Raw genomic sequence first — 20,806 nt, 5'->3', positions numbered from 1 at the left:
CGGCCGGCCCACCGGACGGTCGGCCGGCCGGCCGCGGCGCGCACGGCGGGCGGCCCGCGGCGTCAGCGTGTGGCCGGCGCGTCGATCCGGGCGAGCGTGCCGTCGAGATGGGCCGCGCGGGTGGCACGGCGCTGGATCTTGCCGCTGGAGGTCTTCGGGATGGTGCCGGCGTGGACGAGGACGACCTCCTGCAGGTGCAGGCCGTGGGCGTCGCCGATCGCGGCGCGCACCAGGTCGGTGATCTTCTCGATCTCGCCGGCCGCGTCCGGGTCCGCCTCGGCCACGAGCACCGGCTGTTCCCCGTCGGCGCCGGTGTCCGCGGAGAACGCGGCGGTGCAGCCGGGGCGCAGCGCCGGGTGGGCGAGTTCGGCCGCCAGTTCCAGGTCCTGGGGATAGTGGTTGCGTCCGTCGATGACCATCAGGTCCTTCAGCCGGCCGGTGACGAAGAGTTCGTCGTCGTGCAGGAAGCCGAGGTCGCCGGTGCGCAGGAAGCGGCCCGCGCGGCCGGGAAGGGTGGCCCGGAAGGTCTCGCGGGTGGCGAGGGCGTTGCGCCAGTAGCCCTTGGCGACGCTCGCGCCGCCGACCCAGATCTCGCCGGTCTCGCCGTCGGGCAGCTCCGTGCCGTGGTCGGGGTCGACGACGGCGACGGTGACGCCGGGGCCGGGCCGGCCGCAGCCGACGGCCGCGGCGTCCGCCTCGCCGGCGGGGTCGGTGGCGAGGCGGGTCGCCGGGGCGGTCTTGGAGCCGCCGGTGACCATGAGGGTGGCCTCGGCCAGGCCGTAGCAGGGGTAGAGGGCCTCGCGGCGCAGGCCGGCCGGGGCGAAGGTGTCGGTGAAGCGGCGCAGGGTGGCGGCCCGCACGGGTTCGGCGCCGTTGAAGGCGACCCGCCAGGAGCTCAGGTCGAGGCTGTCGACGAATTCCGGGGTGGCGTGCTTGAGGGCGAGTTCGTAGGCGAAGTTGGGGCCGCCGCTGGTGTGCGGGCGGTAGCGGTCGACGGCGGTGAGCCAGCGCTGCGGCTGCTGGAGGAAGTGGAGCGGGGAGAAGAGAGTGGCGGTGACGCCGAGGTGGACCGTGTTGAGGACCGGGCCGATGAGGCCCATGTCGTGGTACATCGGCAGCCAGCTGACGAACATCTCGCCGCCGTGCTCGGCGATCGCCTCCGGGGTGTGGCCCATGCGCTCGGTGATGACGTGCTGGTTGTCCAGGAGGTTGCCGTGCGTGACGGCGACGCCCTTGGGGGCCGACGTGGAGCCGGAGGTGTACTGGAGGAAGGCGACCGTGTCGGCGGTGAGGCCGGGTTCGCGCCACGCGTCGGCCGCGTCGTCGGGTATGTCCTCGGTCGCGATCCAGGTGAGGCCTGCGGTCTCCGGCAGTTGCTCCGCCTGGGCGGCGAGGGAGGCGATCACCTCGCGCCCGCCGAGGATCACCTTGGCGTCGGAATCGGCGATCAGGCGCCGCATCCTGATCAGTGCGCGGTGGTTGTGTGCGCGGCCCTGCGGCGGGACACCCGGTACGGCGACGACGCCGGCCGCGAGGCAGCCCAGGTAGCCGCAGACGAACTCCAGGCCCGGTGGATGGAGCAGCAGGGCCCGGGCGCCGGTCGGCAGGCGGTCCTGGAGCCAGGCGGCGACGGCGCGGGACCGCAGGGCCAGCCGCGCGTAGGACATGTACTGGATCTCTCCGTCGCTGTCACCCGTGACGAGGTAGCGGTAAGCGATGCGGTCGGGATGCTCCGAGGCATGTGCGGTCAGCAGATCGATCAGGGATCGAGCCATAGGACGAGTCTCACCTGTCTGAATGGGTCAGCGAGGGAACTGGAGTTCGACATTCGGGTCGTGTGGGGGCGTGTGCCCCTTCCGGGCCCGGCCCCCTTGCCGAACCGCCCGTCTCGGCGAACCGTCCGGGGAACTGCCGTGGCACGCATGCCCGTTCCCCACCCCGCTCGGCTTGCTACCAACGGGTAGAACCCTAGCAAGTCCGTGCGTACGACGCGTCGAACGCAGGTAAACCCTGTGTGTCCGAGCGAGTTGACCCGCCACACGTGCGCCGTCGCCAGGCCGGTCCGGACGGCCGGAGAACCGGCTGCGGAGCGTCTGCGAGCGGCCGGGGCAGCGGTGCGCGGCGGCCCCGAACGCCCGAACGGCGGATCGGTCCGATCGGTCCTATGGTGCTGTTATGGAGCACGCACTCAGTCCCGCGACCCTCGCCGAGCTGCGCCGTCCGCGGCCCTATCCGGCGGTCTCCGTGCTGACGCCGACCCACCGCCGGGCCCCCTTGAACACCCAGGACCGCGTCCGGCTGCGCAACGCCGTGGCGCAGGCCAAGCGGCAGCTGGACTCCGATCCGGCGGTCACCCGGGAACGCCGGGCGGACGTGGTGCAGGAGCTTGACCGCGCCCTGGCGGAGATCGATCTGGCCCACGCCGAGGACGGTCTGGTGATCTTCGCCGCTCCGGGCGAGCACCAGGTCTGGTCGCTCGCCAGGAGCGTCCCGGAGCGTGTGGTGCTGTCGGACACCTTCCTGACCCGCAACCTGGTCTCCGCGCAGGTCTCCGAGCGGCCCTTCTGGGCCCTCTCCGTCTCCGCCGACCGCGTCACCCTGTGGAGCGGCGGGGTCGACCGGGTCACGGAGAAGCACGTCGGCGGCTTCCCGCTGACCCGCAGCCGGCAGAACTTCGACGCCGAACGGCAGGAGCGGATCGGCGACCAGCCGAGCATCTTCCGCGACGAGAACACCCGGCAGTTCCTGCGGGAGGCCGACGCGGCGATGACCGGCGTCCTGCGCGACGAGCCCCGCCCGGTGTACGTCACCGGCGAGCAGGCGGCCCTGTCCCTCCTGGACGAGGTGGGCAGCGTGGCCAAGTGCGCGGTGCACGTCCCGCACGGCGGCCTCGCCCACGGCACGCCGGAGGCGGTGTGGCAGGCTGTGCACCCCGTGCACGAGGCCGAGCAGCGCAAGCAGGCCGCCGAGGTGGCCCGCGAGCTGACCTCCGCGCGCGGCCACCGCACGTTCGCTGCCGGCGTCGACGAGGTGTGGCAGAGCGCCCGGGAGGGCCGCATCAGGCTGCTCGCGGTGGAGGAGAACTTCAGCATGATCGTCCGCGACGTCGGCGACCACCTCGAACCGGCGACGAGCGGCGAGTTGGACGCGCGCGAGGACATCGTCGACGAGATCGTCGAGCAGTGCCTGGAGACGGGTGCAGAGGTCCGGTTCGTGCCGGACGGCACCCTGGGCGACGCGACGGGGATCGCGGGCGTCCTGCGCTACTGAGCCGAGGGCGCGGTCCCCCCTCTCGACGGCCGTGGAACCCTGGTGGCCGTACATTCGTGCGAGCCGCACCTGCGTGCCCCCTCCCCGGCAGCCGCCAGGGAGGGGGCACGGCCGGGGGTGTGCGCGACACCGGGGAAGGGGCCGACAGAACGTGTCCGAACTGCTGGGGGTGGCCGTGCTGGGCGCCGGCCACATGGGCGCCGACCACATCCGCCGTCTGGACCGCGGGGTGAGCGGGGCGCGGGTCGCCGCGGTCGCCGACCCCGACACCCGCCGCGCCGAGGCGGCGGCGGCCGGGATCGAGGGGGTCCGGGTGCACGCGGACGTGGAGGCCGCGCTCGACGCCCCGGGCGTGGGCGCCGTCCTCGTCGCCTCACCCGGCCCGGCGCACGAGGAGGCACTGCTCGCGGCCTTCGCGCGCGGGCTGCCGGTGCTCTGCGAGAAGCCGATGGTGCCGGACCCCGAGGGCGCCCTGCGGGTGGTGGAGGCGGAGGCTCGGCTCGGGCGGCGGCTGGCACAGATCGGTTTCATGCGCCGCTACGACGCCGAGTACCGGCGGCTGAAGGCCCTGCTGGACAGCGGCCGGCTGGGGCGCCCGCTGATGCTGCACTGCACGCACCGCAACGTGTCCTCGCCGCCCGGATTCACCAGTGCGATGCTGGTCGACAGCTCTGTCTCGCACGAGATCGACGCGGCCCGCTGGCTGCTCGGCCAGGAGCTGACCGCGGTGACGGTGCTGCGCCCGCGCTCCTCGGCAGCCGCCCCGCAGGGGCTGATCGACCCGCAGTTCGTGCTGTTCGAGTCCGAGCAGGGCGCCCTGGCCGACGTCGAGGTGTTCGTCAACTGCGGCTTCGGTTACCAGGTGCGCTGCGAGGCGGTGGGCGAATCGGGCTCCGCGCGCATCGGCGAGGACCACGGCATGCAGGTGACCGGTGGCGGCGACACCTGCCGGGAGGTCCCGCAGGACTACCTCGTCCGCTTCGCCGACGCCTACGACCGTCAGGTCCAGGACTGGGTCGACGCCACCCGGCGCGGTGCCGTCACCGGCCCCTCGGCCTGGGACGGCTATGCCGCCGCGGCGGTCGCCGAGGCCGGGGTGCGGTCGCTGGAGGACGGCAGACGGGCGACGGTCGATCTGGCGCCGCGCCCGGGACCCCACATCGCCTGAACACACGACCGACGAACGCCCGAGCGAGCGCCCCCCACCGTTGCCGACGTTCCGTCATATTCCTTACTGGGACTACGACTTGATGCGCTGAGACCCATCACCGAGGGTGCTCCGCAGCCGACCCGCAAAGACTCTGACATATGCCAGAAGCATCACCGTATCGTGTGTTGCCAAATCCCTTACACGGCATCGCGGCCTGTGCAACAGTCGTAACGGTCCACTCGGCCCTGGCCGTACCGTCCCCGCATCGGAGTGCGTCATGCCGTCCCATCTCTCTGCGGATCGCCCAGCCGCGCAGCCGCCCGGTCGCGGCTCGGTGGACGCCTTGATATCGCAGACGCGGCGGCTCAAGGGTGACGTGGTCGCCGTACGGCGGGACGCCCGCGGCGACGACTCGGACCCCCGGGGACGGTGGCAGCGCGCACTGTACGACCTGGCGCTGCACCAACTGGAAGACCTCGACGTGCACTTGGCGCAGCTGCAGGAAGGGCCGCCCCCCGACCCCGACGTCGAGCCCGCCCCCGAGCCACCCCTCGCGGCGCCACCCCCCGAGGGGCTGCTGAGCCGGGTCGGCAGCGCCGAGTGGAACCTGCTCACCGACGAGGCCACCTGGTCCGGGGAGTTGTACCGCATCCTCGGCCGCTCACCGTCGGCTCCCCCGCTCACCCTGGACGAGCTGCCGTCTCTCGTGTTCGACGAGGACCGGCCGAAGCTGGGCGCGATGGTCACCGACTGCCTGATCGACGCCAAGCCGATCGACGGGGAGTTCCGCATCGTCCGCCCGGACGGCGAGGCACGCACCGTACACATGATGGGCGAGCCCGTGCTGGACGCCGACGGCAGCACCACCTCCATGTGGGCCGTGCTGCGCGACGTCAGTGAGCTGCGGCGCAGCCAGCGGGCGGTGAGCGAGACCTGCGACTCGCTCCGGGTCCACGAGCACCGCGCGCAGACGGAGCACCGCGTCGCGGTCGAGCTCCAGGAGACGGTACTGCCCCCGTGGCGAGGCTCCCTGCGGCTCCCCCGTCAGGGTCCGGGTGCCCTCGACGTCGCCGCTCACTACCTGCCCGCATCGACGGACACGCTGATCGGCGGGGACTGGTACGACGCGCTGGAGGTGACCGGCGGCGAGACCCTGCTCAGCGTCGGCGACCTGGCCGGTCACGGCCCCGCCGCGACCTCGAACATGGCGGCGCTGCTGGGCGCCGTCCGCGGTATGGCGATGGCCGGCACCCAGCCGGGGCCGCTGATGACTCTGCTCAACCAGCTGCTGGACGCCACCGTCCAGCCGACCCTGGGCAGCGCGCTGTGCTGCCGCTACCGGCCGGACACCCGCACGCTGGTGTGGGCGCAGGCCGGACACCCCGGCCCGCTGCTCTTCCGCGACGGCACGGGGCGCCGGCTGGAGGCGCCGGACGGCGTCCTGCTCGGCGCGACGCCCGGCGCCTCCTACGGCCAGACCGAGGCCACCCTTCGGCCCGGCGATCTGCTGCTCCTGCACACCGACGGGCTGGTGCCGCGCCACGGCCCGGCGACCGCGGCTCCCCGCCTCCTGGACCTGGCGTCCCGGATGGCAGGGGCACGCACCGCGCAGGACTGTGTCCGCGTGGTGGTCGAGGAGTTCGGCGCGGGCGAACGGGACGACGACGCCTGCGTGCTGGTGGCGAGGGTGACACCGTGACCTGCTGAGCGTGCGGGCCTCATCGCCCGTACGCTCGCACTGCCCTCCCTCGTTCACACGCGCGCGGCCGCGTCTCCGCCGCCTGTGCGGTAGCAGTGTGCCGGTGCGGCAGCGGTGCCGCTTCTCCGCGTGCTCGGCCGCGATCGGTTCGGTCGCGGTGCGTTCCTAGGCCCGCGCGCTCCCGGCGCCGCCGCGGTCCCCCCTCCCCTTGGGCAGCGCCTGCATGATTTCGTCGCGCAGCTGCTGGATCCTCGGATAGCCGGCGTACTCGGCCGTGAGCCGGTACATCTGGCGGAGCCGGTCCCAGGTGCGGCGGGAGGAGTTCGCCCCCATCGACATCAGTGCCAGCCGGGCGTACCGATCCGCCTGCTCGGGGTCGTCGGCGATGAAGCAGGCGGACGCCATGGAGAGATGGTCGAAGATCTTCGACCGCTCCCGTCCGTCGATGCGCAGCGCCAGCGCCTTCTCCGCGTAGTACTGCGCGTGTGCGGCGGCACCCGGTTCGAACTCCGCCAGGGTGCGGTAGGCCAGGGCCTGCATGCCGTACAGATCCTCGTCCTTGAAGGTCTGCATCCAGTCGGGCGGTTCGAGGTCGTTGCGGTCGGAGACGAAGAGGTCCTCCGCCCGGCCCAGGGTGCGGCGCATCGCCTGGCCCTTGCCCATCGACGCCTGTGCCCAGGCCTCGATGGTGTGGAACATCGCCCGGGTGCGCGGCAGCACCTGCTCGCCCGAGCCGGACTGGGCGAGCTTCATCAGGTCCAGCGCCTCGTCGGGCCGGCCCAGATGCACCATCTGGCGGGCCGCGCGGGAGAGGGCCTCGCCGGCGCGGGGCCGGTCGCCGCCCTCCCGCGCGGCGTGCGCGGCGATGACGAAGTACTTCTGGGCCGTGGGTTCGAGGCCGACGTCGTGGGACATCCAGCCCGCGAGGACGGCGAGGTTGGCGGCGACGCCCCACAGGCGCCGCTGGAGATGGGGAGGGTGCCGGTAGGCGAGCATGCCGCCCACCTCGTTGAGCTGTCCCACCACCGCCTTGCGCTGCAGCCCACCGCCGCGGGCCGCGTCCCAGGCGCGGAACACCTCGACGGAACGCTCCAGTTCCTCGATCTCCTCGTACCCGATGGGGGCGGCCTCGTAGCGGTCGAACCCGGCGGAGTCGGCATGGAGGGGACGGTCGATGACGGGGGCGTCGGCGGTCAGGGCAGGATCGGTGTGGAGCCAGTCGTACATGGCGCTGCTGAGTGCTGAGCCCGCGGCGAGCGCGGCACCCGCGCCCACCAAGCCGCGTCGGTTGAGCATGAGGTCCATTCCCGTGAATTCGGTGAGGACCGCGGCAGTCCGCTCAGGCGCCCACGGCACGCCGTCGGGATGCTCCGTGCTCCCGCCGCCCTGCCGTTTCCCCGCACGCCCGCGCCGTACCAGACCGAGGTCCTCGATGGTCACGACACGGCCGAGTCGCTCGGTGAACAGAGCCGCCAGCACCCGCGGCACCGGATCGCGCGGGATCTCTCCCGTGTCGATCCACCGCCGCACCCGCGAGGTGTCGGTCGACAGCTGGGGGTGGCCCATGGCCGCCGCCTGCTTGTTGACCAGCCTCGCGAGCTCGCCCTTGGACCAGCCGGCCAGGCCGAACAGGTCCGCCAGGCGGGTGTTGGGTTGTCCGCTCACGTCAAGCCCCCAGGTTCTCGGCTGAGTTGACACTAGCCCGGGGAAAGTTGCCGGGCGACTATTCGCCAGGGTTCGCCAGGGTGCGCCAGATGGTGTGCCACCGGGCATCGGGTGTCAGGTAGGAATGCGCCACCCCGACCCGGCCGCCACCCGATCCGACGGGCGCATTCCCCAGGGTGCACCCGGCGGCCGGGCCGGGGCAGCGTTTCGACGTCCGGCACACGAAGGGATCTGTCTCGCCCATGTACGCAGCATCGTCCTCCGTGTCCGCCCCGCCTCGTCCACTGCGCCCGCGTCCCGCGGCCACCGGCCCCTACCTGGAGCCCGGGCGTCCCGCGACCGCTGTTCTCGGTGCCGGCCTCGGCCGGCGTCCCGCCGGGCTCGGTGCCCAACCGCTCAGCGGAAGGCTCGACCTGTCCGGCCCTCAGGGCTCCCAGCTGCGCGCGGCGATCGCCTCCGTGCACCGCATCTGCCCCGAGTTCGCCCCGGTGCAGGTGCTGCGCCGCAGCGGACGGTCCGTGCTCCTGGTCGGGACGACCGGTCGGACCACGGCCGTGGCGAAGTGCTTACTCGACCACTCCCCCGCGTGGGCGGAGCGCTACCGGCACGAGATAGCTGCTTATCGCACGTTCGTCCGGCACCGGCCTCCGGTGCGGGCGCCCCGGCTGGTCGCGGCGGACCCGGACAACTGCATCCTCGTGGTGGAGCGGATGCCGGGACGCGTGGCGGCTCTGCAGCGGCACCCGGTGGAGGCGCCGCCGCGGGCGGACATCCGGGCGGCGCTGTCCGCGATCTGCCGGCTGAACGCCTGGCGGCCTCCGGTGGGCACGTTCGACGCCCCGCTGGACTACGCGGCGCGCATCTCCCGCTACCACGAGCTGGGCCTCCTCACCGACCGGGACCTGGGCGACCTGCAGAAGCTGCTGCACGGCATCGCGCACGCCGCGGGCCGGGGCGGCATGGGCCAGTTCTGCCACGGCGACGCCCTGCTGTCGAACATGCTCCTGTCGCCGGCCGGCCCCGTGCTGGTGGACTGGGAGCACGCGGGCTGGTACCTGCCGGGCTACGACCTGGCGACGCTGTGGTCGGTGCTCGGCGACGCACCGGTCGCCCGCCGGCAGATCAGCCAGCTCGCGCAGGGGGCCGGCCCGGCGGCGCGGGACGCCTTCCTGGTGAACCTGATGCTCGTCCTCACGCGTGAGATCCGCACCTACGAGACGGCCGTGCAGCGCTCGATGATCGACGCGGCCCCGACGGCCTCCGGTGCGGCTCCCCAGGGTGCCGTGCCGTCCGGTGAGGAGCAGCGGCTGCTGCTCCGGCGGCTGCACGACGACTGCCAGCTGGCCCGCCGGGCCGTGCGGGCGGCGGTCGGGACCCGCTGAGGGAGAAGAAGGCCCCGCCCGCGGTGCCGCTGTGTGCGGCGGCACCGCGGGCCTTCGCATGCCCGCGCCACGCGAGACAGGGCACCGGGCACCGGGCACCGGGCACCGGGCACCGGGCACCGGGCACCGGGCACCGGACCGAGGGTCCCCCCGCGGGGGTGCCGACCCCCGCCCGCCGGGAGCCCCATTGCTGTAGTCCGGTGACGCGCCGCAGGCCCGCGGTGCGGCGCCGTGAATCTCGCCCGGCCCCCTGCTGACATGGGAAATCGGCCTGTTGTGGGCACGATTGACGGAACGTCGGAGAGCCGGTACCACTGACCGGGTTCGGCCCCCGCGCGCCCCGCCACGCCCCACCGTCCCAGGAGGCAGCATTGCGAGGATCCGCCACCGACCCCCTGTCCGCGCCCGGTCGCAGACGCACGCGCAGAGCCGCCGGCACCCTCGCCGCGGCGGCTCTGCTGCTGCCGCTGCTGGGCGCCGCGCCCGCCCCCACGCCGTCCGCCGCGGACCGTCTGCAGCGTGCGTTCGCCGCCGCTGCCGCCGAGTACCACGTGCCGCAGAGTGTCCTGCTCGGCGTCTCCTATCTGCAGTCCCGGTGGGACGGGCACGGGGGCGCACCGAGCGTCACCGGCGGCTACGGCCCGATGCACCTGACGGACGCCCGCACCGCACTCCGCGCGGCGTCGCACCACAGCGAGGGCACCGAGGACGCCCGCGGCGACGCGGCACGCCACGCGTCGGCCCCCACGGCCCGGATCACCGGGCGGGCCGACCTCCCGGCCCGGCTGCGGACGCTGCCGCGGGCCGCGGAGCTGACCGGGATCGCGGCCGCCGAGCTGCGCACGGACGAGGCCGCGAACATCGCGGGCGGTGCGGCCCTGCTGGCTGCCGCGCAGCGCGCGCTGGGCGAACCGCCGAGCGACGACCCGGCGCAGTGGTACGGGGCGGTGGCGCGCTTCTCCGGCGCCGACGACAGCGCCACGGCCGCCGCGTACGCGGACGACGTGTTCGAGGTGCTGCGCACCGGCGAGGAGCGGATCACGGACGGTGGGCAGCGGGTGGCTCTGGCCGCCCGGCCGGACCTGGTGCCCGACACGGCCCAGCTGGGCCGCACGGGCCTGCGCGCCTCCTCCTCGGCGGGCACCGAGTGCCCGACGTCGGTGGCGTGCGAGTGGGTTCCGGCTCCGTACGAGGAGTTCGGGGGCGACGACTACGGCAACCACGACCTCGGCGACCGTCCGGCGTCGCAGAGCATCAGGTACATCGTCGTCCACGACACGGAGGGCCGCTGGGGCGGCGTCCTCGACCTGGTGCAGGACCCGGCCTACGTCTCCTGGAACTACACGCTGCGCTCCACCGACGGGCACGTGGCGCAGCACGTGAAGGCGAAGGACGTGGCCTGGCACGCGGGCAACTGGTACGTCAACGCGAAGTCGATCGGCCTGGAGCACGAGGGATTCCTGGCAGACCCGGACTCCTGGTACACGGAGGCGATGTACCGCTCGTCGGCCCGGCTGGTGACGTACCTGGCGACGAAGTACGGCATCCCGCTGGACCGGCAGCACATCCTGGGCCACGACACCGTGCCCGGCCCGACCGCCGGCACCGTCCCCGGCATGCACACCGATCCGGGCCCGTACTGGGACTGGCGGCACTACTTCGAACTGCTGGGCCACCCCCTGCAGCGCACCGGGCCGCGCAACGGCGCCGGCATGGTGACGATCCTCCCCGAGTACGCCGCGAACCGGCCGGTGTACACCGGCTGCTCCGCGGGCGGGAAGCGCTGCCCCGCGCACGGGTCGAGCGAGGTGCGGCTGTACTCCGACCACGACGAGGACTCCGCCCTGATCGAGGACATCGGCCTGGGCACCACGCCGACGACGGGCGTGAACGACCTGTCCTCCCGGGTCTCGACGGGCCAGCGGTTCGCGGTGGCGGATCGCTGGGGGGACTGGACGGCGATCTGGTACCTGGGGCAGAAGGCCTGGTTCCGCAACCCCGGGGAGCAGCCGACGGCCGTGCCCGCGACAGGGCGGGTCGTGACGCCGAAACCCGGTGCCACGAGCGTCCCGGTGTACGGCCGCGCCTATCCGGAGGCCTCGGCATACCCGGCGGGGGTGCCCGCGCAACCGGTGTCCCCGCTGCCGTACAGGCTGCTCGCGGGACAGAAGTACGTGGTCGGTGACGAGGTGCCGGGCGAGTACTACTACGCGGTCACCTTCGCCGTCGACTCGCACCGGGTGGTGGTCGGCGAGGACCTGTACTACGAGATCCAGTTCGGCCGCCGCGTCGCGTTCGTGCGCGCCGCCGACGTGCAGGTGGAGCCGTCGGCCGGGTGACGCGGGCCGTGGGCCTCAGCCCTGCTGGAACAGTTCCGCGGGCAGCGGCTTCAGCAGGGCGTACAGGTCGTCGGTGATGGGCCGGTCCCAGGCGGCGATGGTGACCAGGACGTTGTCGCTGCGGTCGAACTGGACGCAGGAGATGCGGGACTCCGACAGCTTCAGCCTACGCACGATGAGGAGGTTGTCGCCCTGCATGACCGGCACGTCCTCGGCGCCGACGACGGTCACCTCCTCGTCGTTCTCCAGGGCCAGCAGCAGCTGGGCGACCTCGAAGGGGATCTCGCCGTCGTCGGTCTCGCGGGCCGGGGAGCCCTCGGGAAGGTTGCCGATGATCATCGCGGGGCCGCGGCCGCCGAAGAGGTCGTAGCGCAGGAAGACGCCCTGGCAGCTGCCGTCGGGCGCGGGCAGCAGCCCGGCACCGAGATTGCCGGGCCAGTCGCCCGGATCCATGGCCAGTACGTCGAAGTCGGGCCCGGCGGGAGTGGCGCTGCGGCGGCGGAGGAACGACATGCCGCCATGGTACGTGCCCCGGTCCGGTCCATGCCGGGTGGCCGGATCCGTGACGCCGCCCCCGGGCGGGCCGTCCGCGCAGGCTCAGGCCGTGTTGCGGTGCCGGGCGTGGTGGCGGGCGACACGGGCGCGATTGCCGCAGGAGGGTTTGCACCACTCCTGGCGTGGGTGCTCCTTGAGGAAGTAGCGCACGCAGCGGGGGGCGTGGCAGGCCCGCAGGCGCTGCCGCTCCGGTCCGGCGAGGAAGGCGGATGCCGCCCGCGCGAGGGCGGCGACGAGGTCGTCCGCCGCGGCGGGCTGCTGCCGCAGCACGGGGTCCGCCTCGTCGGTCCAGTGCAGGACGGGGACCGTGGGGGTGCGGGCGGCTGCGGCGTTCAGGCGCCGCAGGGCCTCCGGTACGGGCACGAGGCGATCGGCGTCGGCGCGGCTGGGCGCGCCGGGACGCACGGCGCGGGCGAACAGGGCCCGGACGGCGGCCCGCAGCTCCCGGACACACCCCGGTGTCTCCTCGTCGGCGACGAACCGGGCCGCGTCGGGCACGACTCCCGGATGGGCCCGCACCCAGGCGGTGAGCCCGGCGGGGCCGGCGAGGTCGTCGGCGACGCCGCCGTTCCCGTCGTGCCGGATGGTCGATGCGAGATCGAGGGCGAGCCGGGCGTCCTCACTGGGGGTGTCCTGCATATCCCTAATGATAGGCAAGCCGCTTGCCATTAGCGGCGCGCTCACAGCTCCCTCGTCGGCGTCCGCCCCGGCCGGGACCGCCGCGACCAAGCACCCTCGGTAATGGTGCGTACCGACCGGGTGCGGGACGGCCCGGTCTTCCCCGTACCAGTCGTCGACCTCGCGTGTCAGCCGCTGCACACGCGGGCCGGCGGCGTCGCACAGACGGTCCGCCCCGGTGCCGTCGTCCTCCTTGGACGAGCTCGCCGCCGACCCGGAAGGCGCCGGAGGTGCACCGGAGGGCACCAGGGGCGAGGGCGGCGGGTCCCCGCACAGGCCACAAGGTGTGGAACCCCCGGGCGTTCGGCTGCCGGCCCGTGCCGACCTCTCGGACCTGGCCGCCGGACACCCGCGTGCGACATCCGTCCGACCGCGAGTCGCAGTCGAACGCGTGGCCCAGAGGTTCAGCGGGGCGGGGAACACCGGCAGGTCGCGTCCTGTCGCCCCCGCATCAGGTCAGGTCGAACTCGCCGTCCCTCGCGCCCGACACGAACGCACCCCACTCCGCCGGTGTGAAGATCAGGGACGGGCCCTCCGGGCGGCCGCTGTTGCGCATCGCGATGAAACCCTCGACAAAGGCGATCTGGACATCCCCCAGCCCTCGGCTGCTGGACTGCCATTCGGCATTGCTCAGATCCAGTTCCGGCTTGTCCCAGCCCATGACCAACTGCTGCTGGGTGGTGCTCTCGGCCACGTCCGTGCTCCTCCCGAATCCGTCGTCCGCGGCCAGACTAGCGATCGGGTCCCACCGCCGACAGGCCACGCAAGGTGGACACTCGGCGGCCGGGACGCGCGGATCCCCTCAGCCGCGTGGAGAGGAACCGCCCGTGCCGCCGTCGCCCGTGCCGCCGTCGCTTGGGGCCCTGCGGACGATGCCGTCGCAGAGGCCGCCGCCGGCTCCCGCGAACACGCTCGTTCCTGCGTCTGGAGCGCCGTTCGTGTCGACCGCGATCACTCCGGCGGGCGCGGGTGGTCGTCACGGACACGGATACGCCGCGCGAGGGGCGTACGGCGGGCTCAGCGTGCCGCGCGGTCACCGTCACCGTCGCCGTCGCCGTCGCCGTCGCCGTCGCCGTCGCCGTCGCCGTCGAGGAAGGTGAGCACCCTGCGCAGGAACCACTCGGCGTCGTCGAGCCACGGATAGTGCCCGGCACCGGGCTGGACGGCGAGGACGGCGTCGGGGAAGGACTCGGCGGTGCGGCGCGCCAGTCCGGGGCGGGGGCCACCGTCGAGCTCGCCGGCGAGGACCAGTACCGCGGCGGTGAGCCGGGCCAGGGCGGCACGGATCCCGGCCGGGTCGCAGACGGCGTCGATGCCGGCGTAGTAGCGGTCGCAGGCCTCCTCGTTCGTCTCGTCCGGCTCCGCCGCCGCGTGGGAGCGGGCGGCGGCGTCCCAGCGGCCGTAGAAGAAGGGCGTGAAGGCGTCGTCGTACTCGGCCGCCCCGGCCAGCCACGCCTCCAGTGCGGGGCGGGCCTTGTCGAACCACGGCTCGCCGGTGCGCAGCTCCGCCGCCGCCAGCCGGTCCTCCGGCGTGGCCGGCAGGCCGAGGGGCCGCACGGCCGCGGTGATGAGCGCCAGCCGGGCCACCCGGTGCGGGTACCGGGCGGCGTAGAGCGTCGCGAGGGATCCGCCCGCGGAGTGCGCGAGCAGGTCCATGCGCTCCAGGCCGAGGTGGACGCGGAGTGCCTCCACGTCCTCGACCAGCCGGTCGCAGCGGTAGGTTCCCGGATCGGCGGCGGGAGCGGAGTCACCGGTGCCGCGCAGGTCGAGCAGGTGCAGTCGCCGGTGCGCGGCGAGCCCGCCGAGGTCCCCGAGGTAGCGGGACGCGCGCATGGGGCCGCCGGGCAGGACGACGAGGGGCGGGCCGTCGCCGCGGACGTGGTGAGCGAGTTCGGTTCCGTCGGGAGCGGTCAGGATCGGCATGGGCCGATCATCGCGGCACCCGGCGGCCGGCCTCAACGGGTTTGCCCATGGCGGACGGTGCGACGCGACGCGGCGAGAAAGTGCAGGCCGACCCCTTGCGATCGTCCCGGCGGACTGAATAACTGATCCTGAGCACTCGACCGAATGATCGGTCGCCCGGATCGACGTGGTGGGTGAGGGAGAAGTCCCCATGGCGGATGCGACGGCGGACCTGCTGGACGACGGGGAGCGGCTGGGCGTCGAGGCGCTGCGGGAGCTGCAGCTGGAGCGGCTGCGCGCGTCGCTCCGGCACGCCTACACGCATGTGCCGTTCTACCGGGAGTCCTTCGACAAGGCCGGCGTACGCCCCGAGGACTGCCGTTCCCTGGACGACCTGGCCCGATTCCCGTTCACCACGAAGGCGGACCTGCGCGAGAACTACCCGTACGGCATGTTCGCCGTGCCGCGGGAGCGCATCCGGCGCATCCACGCCTCCAGCGGCACCACGGGGCGCCCGACCGTCGTCGGGTACACCGATGCCGATCTGGGGATGTGGGCCGACATGGTGGCCCGCTCGATCAGGGCGGCCGGGGGCCGCCCCGGTGACACCGTGCATGTGGCGTACGGGTACGGCTTGTTCACCGGGGGGCTCGGAGCGCACTACGGTGCCGAGCGCCTGGGCTGCACGGTCGTCCCCGCCTCCGGCGGCATGACCGCCCGGCAGGTGCAGCTGATCCAGGATCTCGAACCGCGGATCATCATGGTCACACCGTCGTACATGCTGACACTCCTGGACGAGTTCGAACGCCAGGGCGTCGATCCGCGCGGCACGTCCCTTCAGGTGGGCATCTTCGGCGCGGAGCCCTGGACGGAGGAGATGCGCCGCGAGATCGAGGAGCGGTTCGGCATCGACGCGGTGGACATCTACGGCCTGTCGGAGGTGATCGGGCCGGGCGTCGCCCAGGAGTGCGCCGAGACCAAGGACGGCCTCCATGTCTGGGAGGACCACTTCTTCCCGGAGGTCGTCGACCCGATCACCGGTGAGGTGCTGCCGGAGGGCGAGGAGGGCGAACTGGTGTTCACCTCGCTGACCAAGGAGGCCATGCCGGTGATCCGCTACCGGACGCGGGACCTGACCCGGCTGCTGCCGGGCACGGCCCGCTCGTTCCGGCGGATCCAGAAGATCACCGGCCGCAGCGACGACATGGTGATCCTGCGCGGCGTGAACCTCTTCCCGACCCAGGTCGAGGAGATCGTCCTGCGCACCGAGGGTGTGGCGCCCCACTTCCAGCTGCGTCTGACCCGGGAGGGCCGCCTCGACGCCCTCACCGTCCGCGCCGAGGCGCGTCCCGGCGCCGGACCCGAGGTGCGTGAGGAGGCCGCCCGGTCCATCGCGGCGGCCGTCAAGGACGGCGTCGGCGTGTCGGTGGCGGTGGAGATCGTGGAACCGGAGTCGCTGGAACGCTCGGTGGGCAAGATCAGGCGCATCGTCGACCTGCGGCCCCGCGACTGATCGCGCGGGCGTGGCGGGCCCGGGGATCAGCCGGCTGGTGGAGGCGGCACCGTGCCGAGCCGTTCCCGGAGCTCACGCTTGAGGATCTTGCCGCTGGCATTGCGCGGCAGCGCGTCGACGAACACGACCCGTTTGGGCGTCTTGAAGGCGGCGAGCCGGTCGCGGGCGTGGGCCACGAGCTCCGCCTCGGTGACCTGACCGCGCGGGACGACGACCGCGGTCACCGCCTCGATCCACTTGTCGTCGGGCAGGCCGATGACCGCGGCCTCGGCGACCCCCTGATGCGTGTACAGGGCGTCCTCGACCTGGCGTGAGGCGACCAGCACGCCACCGGAGTTGATGACGTCCTTCAGCCGGTCGACGATCGTGAAGTAGCCGTCGGCGTCGCGTACCGCGAGATCGCCCGAGTGGAACCAGCCGCCGCGGAACGCCTCGGCGGTCTCCTGCGGCTTGTCCCAGTAGCCCTCGCACAACTGCGGTGAGCGGTAGACGACTTCACCCGGGGTGCCGTCGGGGACGTCCCGGCCGTCGTCGTCGACGAGCCGGGCGTCCACGAACAGCACCGGGCGCCCGCAGGAGTCCATGCGGCCCTCGTGCTCGTCGGGGCCGAGGACGGTGGCGAGCGGGCCGATCTCGCTCTGGCCGAAGCAGTTGTAGAAGGCGAGCCGCGGCAGGCGGGCGCGCAGCCGTTCCAGGACCGGCACCGGCATGACGGAGGCGCCGTAGTACGCCTTGCGCAGTCCGCTCAGATCGCGGGTGGCGAAGTCGGGACGGCCGGCCAGGCCGATCCACACCGTGGGCGGGGCGAACAGGCTGTCCGCGCGGCCGGATTCGATCAGATCGAACAGACGGTCGCCCTCGGGTGCGTCGAGGATGATGTTGGTGGCGCCGACCGCCAGGCCGGGCAGCAGGAAGACGTGCATCTGGGCCGAGTGGTACAGCGGCAGCGCGTGCACCGGGCGGTCCCCGGCGCTCAGGTCCAGGGCGGTGATGGCGCTGAGGTAGGCGTGGACGAGGGCGCGGTGGGTCATCATCGCACCCTTGGGCAGCGCGGTCGTACCCGAGGTGTACAGCAGCTGCACGAGGTCCTCGCTGCGCGGTTCGGGTCCGTCGTACGGTGCCGCCGACGCGAGGGCGTCGAGCAGCGAGCCGTCGGCGTCGCGCAGCGGGAGGGTGCGTGTGCCGTCCGGCAGGCGGTCCGCGAGGTCCGGGTCGGCCAGTACCAGCGAGCTGCCCGACTGGCCGACGATGTAGGCGAGGTCGCCGCCGGTCAGGTTCTGGTTGACGGGGACGTGCACCAGGCCGGCGCGGGCGCAGGCGAGGAAGGCGACGAGGTAGGCGTCGGAGTTGTGGCCGTAGGCCCCCACCCGGTCCCCCGGGGTGAGGCCCTCACCGAGCAGGACACCCGCCGCGCGGGAGACCGCGTCGTCGAGTTCCTGGTAGGTCCAGGAGCGGTCGCCGTACTCGACGGCGACGCGCGCGGGGGTCCGGCGGGCGCTGCGACGCAGCACCCCGTCGACGGTGCTGCCGTGTCCGGGCGTCATGCCGTGTGATCCTCGGCCTGCGGCCACCCGGTGGTCAAGTCGTGCGCGCGGTCCGGGGGGCGGTCCCACCCCGGATCGGCACGGGCGCGGGCGCCGGTGGCGGTTCTCCCGAACTCCACGGCCGGCCATGCAGCCTCCGGCCGCGTGCTGGTGCACGCGGGTTCGGCGGATTGCGTTGCCGGGCGTGAGGCATACCACCATGCTTTCTGACATGGATCTGGGGGACAAGCCGGGGCAACACCCGGCGATGCTGGACGTGTTGGGTCAGGAGTTGCACAGAATTCGGGTGCTCGGGCTGATGCGGTTGCACGAGGCAGCACTCGTCGAGTTGCCCGGATTGCTCGCGCGGTCCACCGGTACGGACGGGCGCCGGGGGCCCGGGCCGGGCGAGGTGGACACGGCCGCGGTGGAGGAGGCGCTGCGCCGTGCGGTCGACGGGCTCGACCCCGGGCAGCGCGATGTGGGGCGGATCACCTTCGGCCTGCTGCCGGGTACACGCGCGTTGCCGGGCAAGGCGCGCCGAAGCATGGCTGCCGAACTGGCCGACATCGGCGTCGACCGTTTCCGCAAACACCAGGAGAAACTGCTCATCCGTCAGGTCGCCGCGGCGATCATGGCAGCGGCCGGAACCGGTGCGCCGATGACGCACGGCAACGCGACCGGGCCAGGGCCCGTCGCGACCGCCGCGGCGTCGTCGCCGGCATCCGAGACGCCTGAAGCGTCCGCGGTGTCCGGGACGTCGCGACCGCCGAAGTCCGTGCGGGCGGGGCGGCACCGGGTGGACACGCCCTTTCCGCACGGCGAGGTGACGATCACACTGCATGTTGCGCCCATCGAGCTGATCGAGGATGTCGATGTGCTGGTGTCGTCGGAGAACGTCTACTTCGAGATGTCCAAGACGTTCCGTCGCACGATCTCCGGGAGCTTGCGCCGGGCGGGCGCGACGAAGGACGCCGGCGGGCGGATCGTCGACGACGTGATCGCGCATCAACTGAGGTCCTGGAGCGAGCGCTCGGCGCCGTCCGGGCTTCCCGTGGCCCCCGGCACCGTGGCGGTGACCTCGGCGGGTGCACTGGCGACGCGCGGGGTGCACAGGATCTTCCATGCGGCGGTCACCACTCCCCGTGCGACCGGGAACGGCTACGAGACGGCACCGGAAGCGGTCGCACTGGCGGTCCGGCGCGTTTTCGAGCTGGCGGGCGAGGAGCGGGATTCCGGCGAAGTCCCGCTGCGGTCCGTGGCACTGCCCCTGTTCGGCGCGGGGCGCGGCGGCCTCGCCGCGTGGAGGAGCGCGGAGGCCGTCCTCGGAGCGCTGGAGATCGCCCTTGCAGCCGACCCTGCCTGGTCGGTGCACCTGGTGACCCGCAATCCGGTCAGCGCGGGTGTCGTGCTGGACGCGCTCGCCGCGAGGCGGCGGTGAGCCCCGGCAGCAGCCCGACAGCGGCACCGGGACGCGACGGTCGGTACGGCACGCTCAGCTCGTCTCGGTGAGGAGGTACTTCGTCGTCCCGCCCTCGGGCGGGACGACGAAGACGTACCTCCCCCGGATGATGTACTGGTACGACCCGTTGCGCGCCCGGTAGCCGTCCGCGGTGCGCTCGGCAGGGACGGTGATCTCTTCGGACCGCTTCTGAGCGGTGTCCGGGTGAAGCCAGGAGCCGTCGTAGTAGATCTTGCCGCTCACGGTCTGACACAGGCTGATGCGGTGCGCCTCCGTCGTGTACGCGTGCAGCAGCGTCGCTCCGGTGCCGTCGGGAATGCGGGCGGCCACCGGGGCGGGGCAGCGTTCCCCTGCCCGCAGAGGCACCCCGGTGGTGGGAGCGGCGGAGTCGTGCGTGAACACATAGGCACTGGTCCCCCCCACCGCCAGGACCGCCACCGCCGCCGCGACGATGCCCCACGTCCTGTTGCGGCGGCGGGCAGGCACGGGTGCCGGCGCCGGCCGTCGTTGCAGGGGTGGTCCGGGGGACCACCCCTGCTGCGCGGGCGGCGTGACCTGAGGCCGCACGTTCACCCGAGGCTGCGGCCGCGGCTGCGGCTGGACTCTGGGTGCCTGCACCGTGAGACCGGTCGCAGGGGTCGCGCCCGGTCGCTGGGCAGCTTGCTTCCGCTGGACCTCCTGGCGACGCGGGAGGGCGTAGTCGTCCAGGACACGCAGTGCGTCAGCACGGTAGGACGGCGGGCGGCCACCGGTGAGGAAGGCCCTGTGCAGTGCGCGATGCCAGTCGGCCGCACCGGGTCGTGTGGTTGTCGCGAACGGGTCGTCGAGCGCGCGGCTGAACATCCGCCGCAGCTCCGGGTCCAGTCGGCCGGGGAATTGCGCGGGCTTGATCCACCGCCCGTTCTCATGTCCGCGATCCCAGCGAGGACCGCCCGGGTTGAGGAACAGCCCGCGGTAGAGCACCAGTGCGAGGGCGTACCGGTCGCTGAACCGGTCGTGTGCCGGGATCTTCCCGGCGACACACCGCGGATCCGTCCACTCCTGCGTGGTGACCCCGTGCGCGGGCGGGGCGCTCCACGGGGTCAGCCCGTCGCAGTCGATGAGGTAGGCGTGTGTGTCATGCTCCCGCCATACCAGGTTGTCGGCGGACAGGTCCCCGTGAGTGAGTCTGAGGTCCTCCAACTCCTTGAAGATGTCGCACACGCGCAGCAATACGCCCACACGTACCTGCGCCGCCGGTGGCGGTGGCTCGGCGCGGGCCAGGTAGAGGAAGGCCAGCGTGCGGGCAGACAGACGACGGTTCGAGTCCGTGAACATGAACGACGGCGGGATGAAGGGCAGTACGACGCCCACCACGCCGCCGTTCCTGCCGTGGATCACGTCGATGGGCCAGTTGATGGACGACTCGGCGGTCGTGGCGAGCTCTCCGCGCCCCGGTACGCCGCGGCCGTTCTCGGCACGGTGGACGATGTCCCGACCGAGAACGGCCAGTCCGTGCAGCCGGTGGACCTCGGACGACGCGGACACGGGGGTCTTGTACTCCTTGTAGACGCGCCCCACTCCGTCCTGGTCCACACAGCGGTACAGCAGGCCCTGGCCGCCTTTGTCGTTGAAGGGGTGCGCCTCGACCTGGTACCTGCGGCCGAGCCTGCTGGTGACCGTGCGCAT

General features: G+C 73.1%; 15 protein-coding genes. 7 read left to right on the top strand and 8 right to left on the bottom strand.

Going from position 1 to position 20,806, the window contains the following annotated elements; genetic code table 11:
• Positions 1 to 62: 62 nt before the first annotated feature.
• Complete coding sequence (locus JS756_RS06505; RefSeq protein ID WP_205381980.1) at positions 63 to 1,775, bottom strand: fatty acyl-AMP ligase; 1,713 nt, start codon at positions 1,773 to 1,775, stop codon at positions 63 to 65.
• Positions 1,776 to 2,175: 400 nt separating this feature from the next.
• Between JS756_RS06505 and JS756_RS06500 the strand changes: the two genes are divergently transcribed.
• The 3 genes from JS756_RS06500 (at position 2,176) to JS756_RS06490 (ending at position 6,119) form a co-directional block, all read left to right on the top strand.
• Complete coding sequence (locus tag JS756_RS06500) at positions 2,176 to 3,270, top strand: baeRF3 domain-containing protein (protein WP_205381979.1); 1,095 nt, start codon at positions 2,176 to 2,178, stop codon at positions 3,268 to 3,270.
• A 151-nt stretch (positions 3,271 to 3,421) separates the two neighbouring features.
• Positions 3,422 to 4,438 carry a Gfo/Idh/MocA family protein gene (locus tag JS756_RS06495; protein WP_205381978.1) on the top strand — a complete coding sequence of 339 codons (1,017 nt, stop codon included), beginning with the start codon at positions 3,422 to 3,424 and terminating at the stop codon, positions 4,436 to 4,438.
• Positions 4,439 to 4,697: 259 nt separating this feature from the next.
• The gene (locus JS756_RS06490; protein ID WP_205381977.1) at positions 4,698 to 6,119 is read left to right on the top strand and encodes a PP2C family protein-serine/threonine phosphatase; all 1,422 of its coding nucleotides are present in this window, start codon (positions 4,698 to 4,700) and stop codon (positions 6,117 to 6,119) included.
• 165 nt (positions 6,120 to 6,284) lie between these two features.
• Here the strand turns inward: JS756_RS06490 and JS756_RS06485 are convergent, their stop codons facing one another.
• Entirely contained in the window at positions 6,285 to 7,784 is a 1,500-nt protein-coding gene (locus JS756_RS06485) for a DNA-binding protein NsdB (protein ID WP_205381976.1), read from the bottom strand.
• A 242-nt stretch (positions 7,785 to 8,026) separates the two neighbouring features.
• Between JS756_RS06485 and JS756_RS06480 the strand changes: the two genes are divergently transcribed.
• Together JS756_RS06480 and JS756_RS06475 are read left to right on the top strand one after the other, a co-directional pair.
• A complete protein-coding gene (locus tag JS756_RS06480) occupies positions 8,027 to 9,166 on the top strand; it encodes an aminoglycoside phosphotransferase family protein (RefSeq protein ID WP_205381975.1) in 1,140 nt (379 codons plus the stop codon).
• A gap of 371 nt (positions 9,167 to 9,537) precedes the next feature.
• Positions 9,538 to 11,505: an N-acetylmuramoyl-L-alanine amidase gene (locus JS756_RS06475; protein WP_205381974.1), complete on the top strand. Its 1,968-nt coding sequence runs from the start codon at positions 9,538 to 9,540 to the stop codon at positions 11,503 to 11,505.
• A 15-nt stretch (positions 11,506 to 11,520) separates the two neighbouring features.
• Here the strand turns inward: JS756_RS06475 and JS756_RS06470 are convergent, their stop codons facing one another.
• The 4 genes from JS756_RS06470 to JS756_RS06455 form a co-directional block, all read right to left on the bottom strand.
• A complete protein-coding gene (locus JS756_RS06470; RefSeq protein WP_205381973.1) occupies positions 11,521 to 12,018 on the bottom strand; it encodes a hypothetical protein in 498 nt (165 codons plus the stop codon).
• A gap of 84 nt (positions 12,019 to 12,102) precedes the next feature.
• Positions 12,103 to 12,699, bottom strand: a complete 597-nt coding sequence (locus JS756_RS06465) for a CGNR zinc finger domain-containing protein (protein WP_205381972.1) — start codon at positions 12,697 to 12,699, stop codon at positions 12,103 to 12,105.
• 490 nt (positions 12,700 to 13,189) lie between these two features.
• A complete protein-coding gene (locus JS756_RS06460; protein ID WP_205381971.1) occupies positions 13,190 to 13,432 on the bottom strand; it encodes a DUF397 domain-containing protein in 243 nt (80 codons plus the stop codon).
• Positions 13,433 to 13,755: 323 nt separating this feature from the next.
• The gene (locus tag JS756_RS06455; protein ID WP_205381970.1) at positions 13,756 to 14,661 is read right to left on the bottom strand and encodes an alpha/beta fold hydrolase; all 906 of its coding nucleotides are present in this window, start codon (positions 14,659 to 14,661) and stop codon (positions 13,756 to 13,758) included.
• A gap of 190 nt (positions 14,662 to 14,851) precedes the next feature.
• Here JS756_RS06455 and paaK point away from each other — a divergent pair, with 190 nt between their 5' ends.
• On the top strand, positions 14,852 to 16,153 hold the full coding sequence (gene paaK / locus JS756_RS06450; protein WP_205381969.1) for a phenylacetate--CoA ligase PaaK: 1,302 nt from the start codon (positions 14,852 to 14,854) through the stop codon (positions 16,151 to 16,153).
• Between the two features lie 26 nt (positions 16,154 to 16,179).
• Here the strand turns inward: paaK and JS756_RS06445 are convergent, their stop codons facing one another.
• Entirely contained in the window at positions 16,180 to 17,697 is a 1,518-nt protein-coding gene (locus JS756_RS06445) for an acyl-CoA synthetase (RefSeq protein ID WP_205381968.1), read from the bottom strand.
• Between the two features lie 127 nt (positions 17,698 to 17,824).
• Between JS756_RS06445 and JS756_RS06440 the strand changes: the two genes are divergently transcribed.
• Entirely contained in the window at positions 17,825 to 19,117 is a 1,293-nt protein-coding gene (locus JS756_RS06440; RefSeq protein WP_240203330.1) for a macro domain-containing protein, read from the top strand.
• A 54-nt stretch (positions 19,118 to 19,171) separates the two neighbouring features.
• Here the strand turns inward: JS756_RS06440 and JS756_RS06435 are convergent, their stop codons facing one another.
• A complete protein-coding gene (locus JS756_RS06435) occupies positions 19,172 to 20,806 on the bottom strand; it encodes a serine/threonine-protein kinase (protein ID WP_205381967.1) in 1,635 nt (544 codons plus the stop codon).

Origin of the sequence: Streptomyces actuosus (assembly GCF_016921115.1) — a bacterium.
In the GTDB taxonomy this organism is placed as follows: Bacteria; Actinomycetota; Actinomycetes; order Streptomycetales; family Streptomycetaceae; genus Streptomyces; species Streptomyces actuosus_A.
This window is presented reverse-complemented; position numbering and strand designations above follow the sequence as displayed.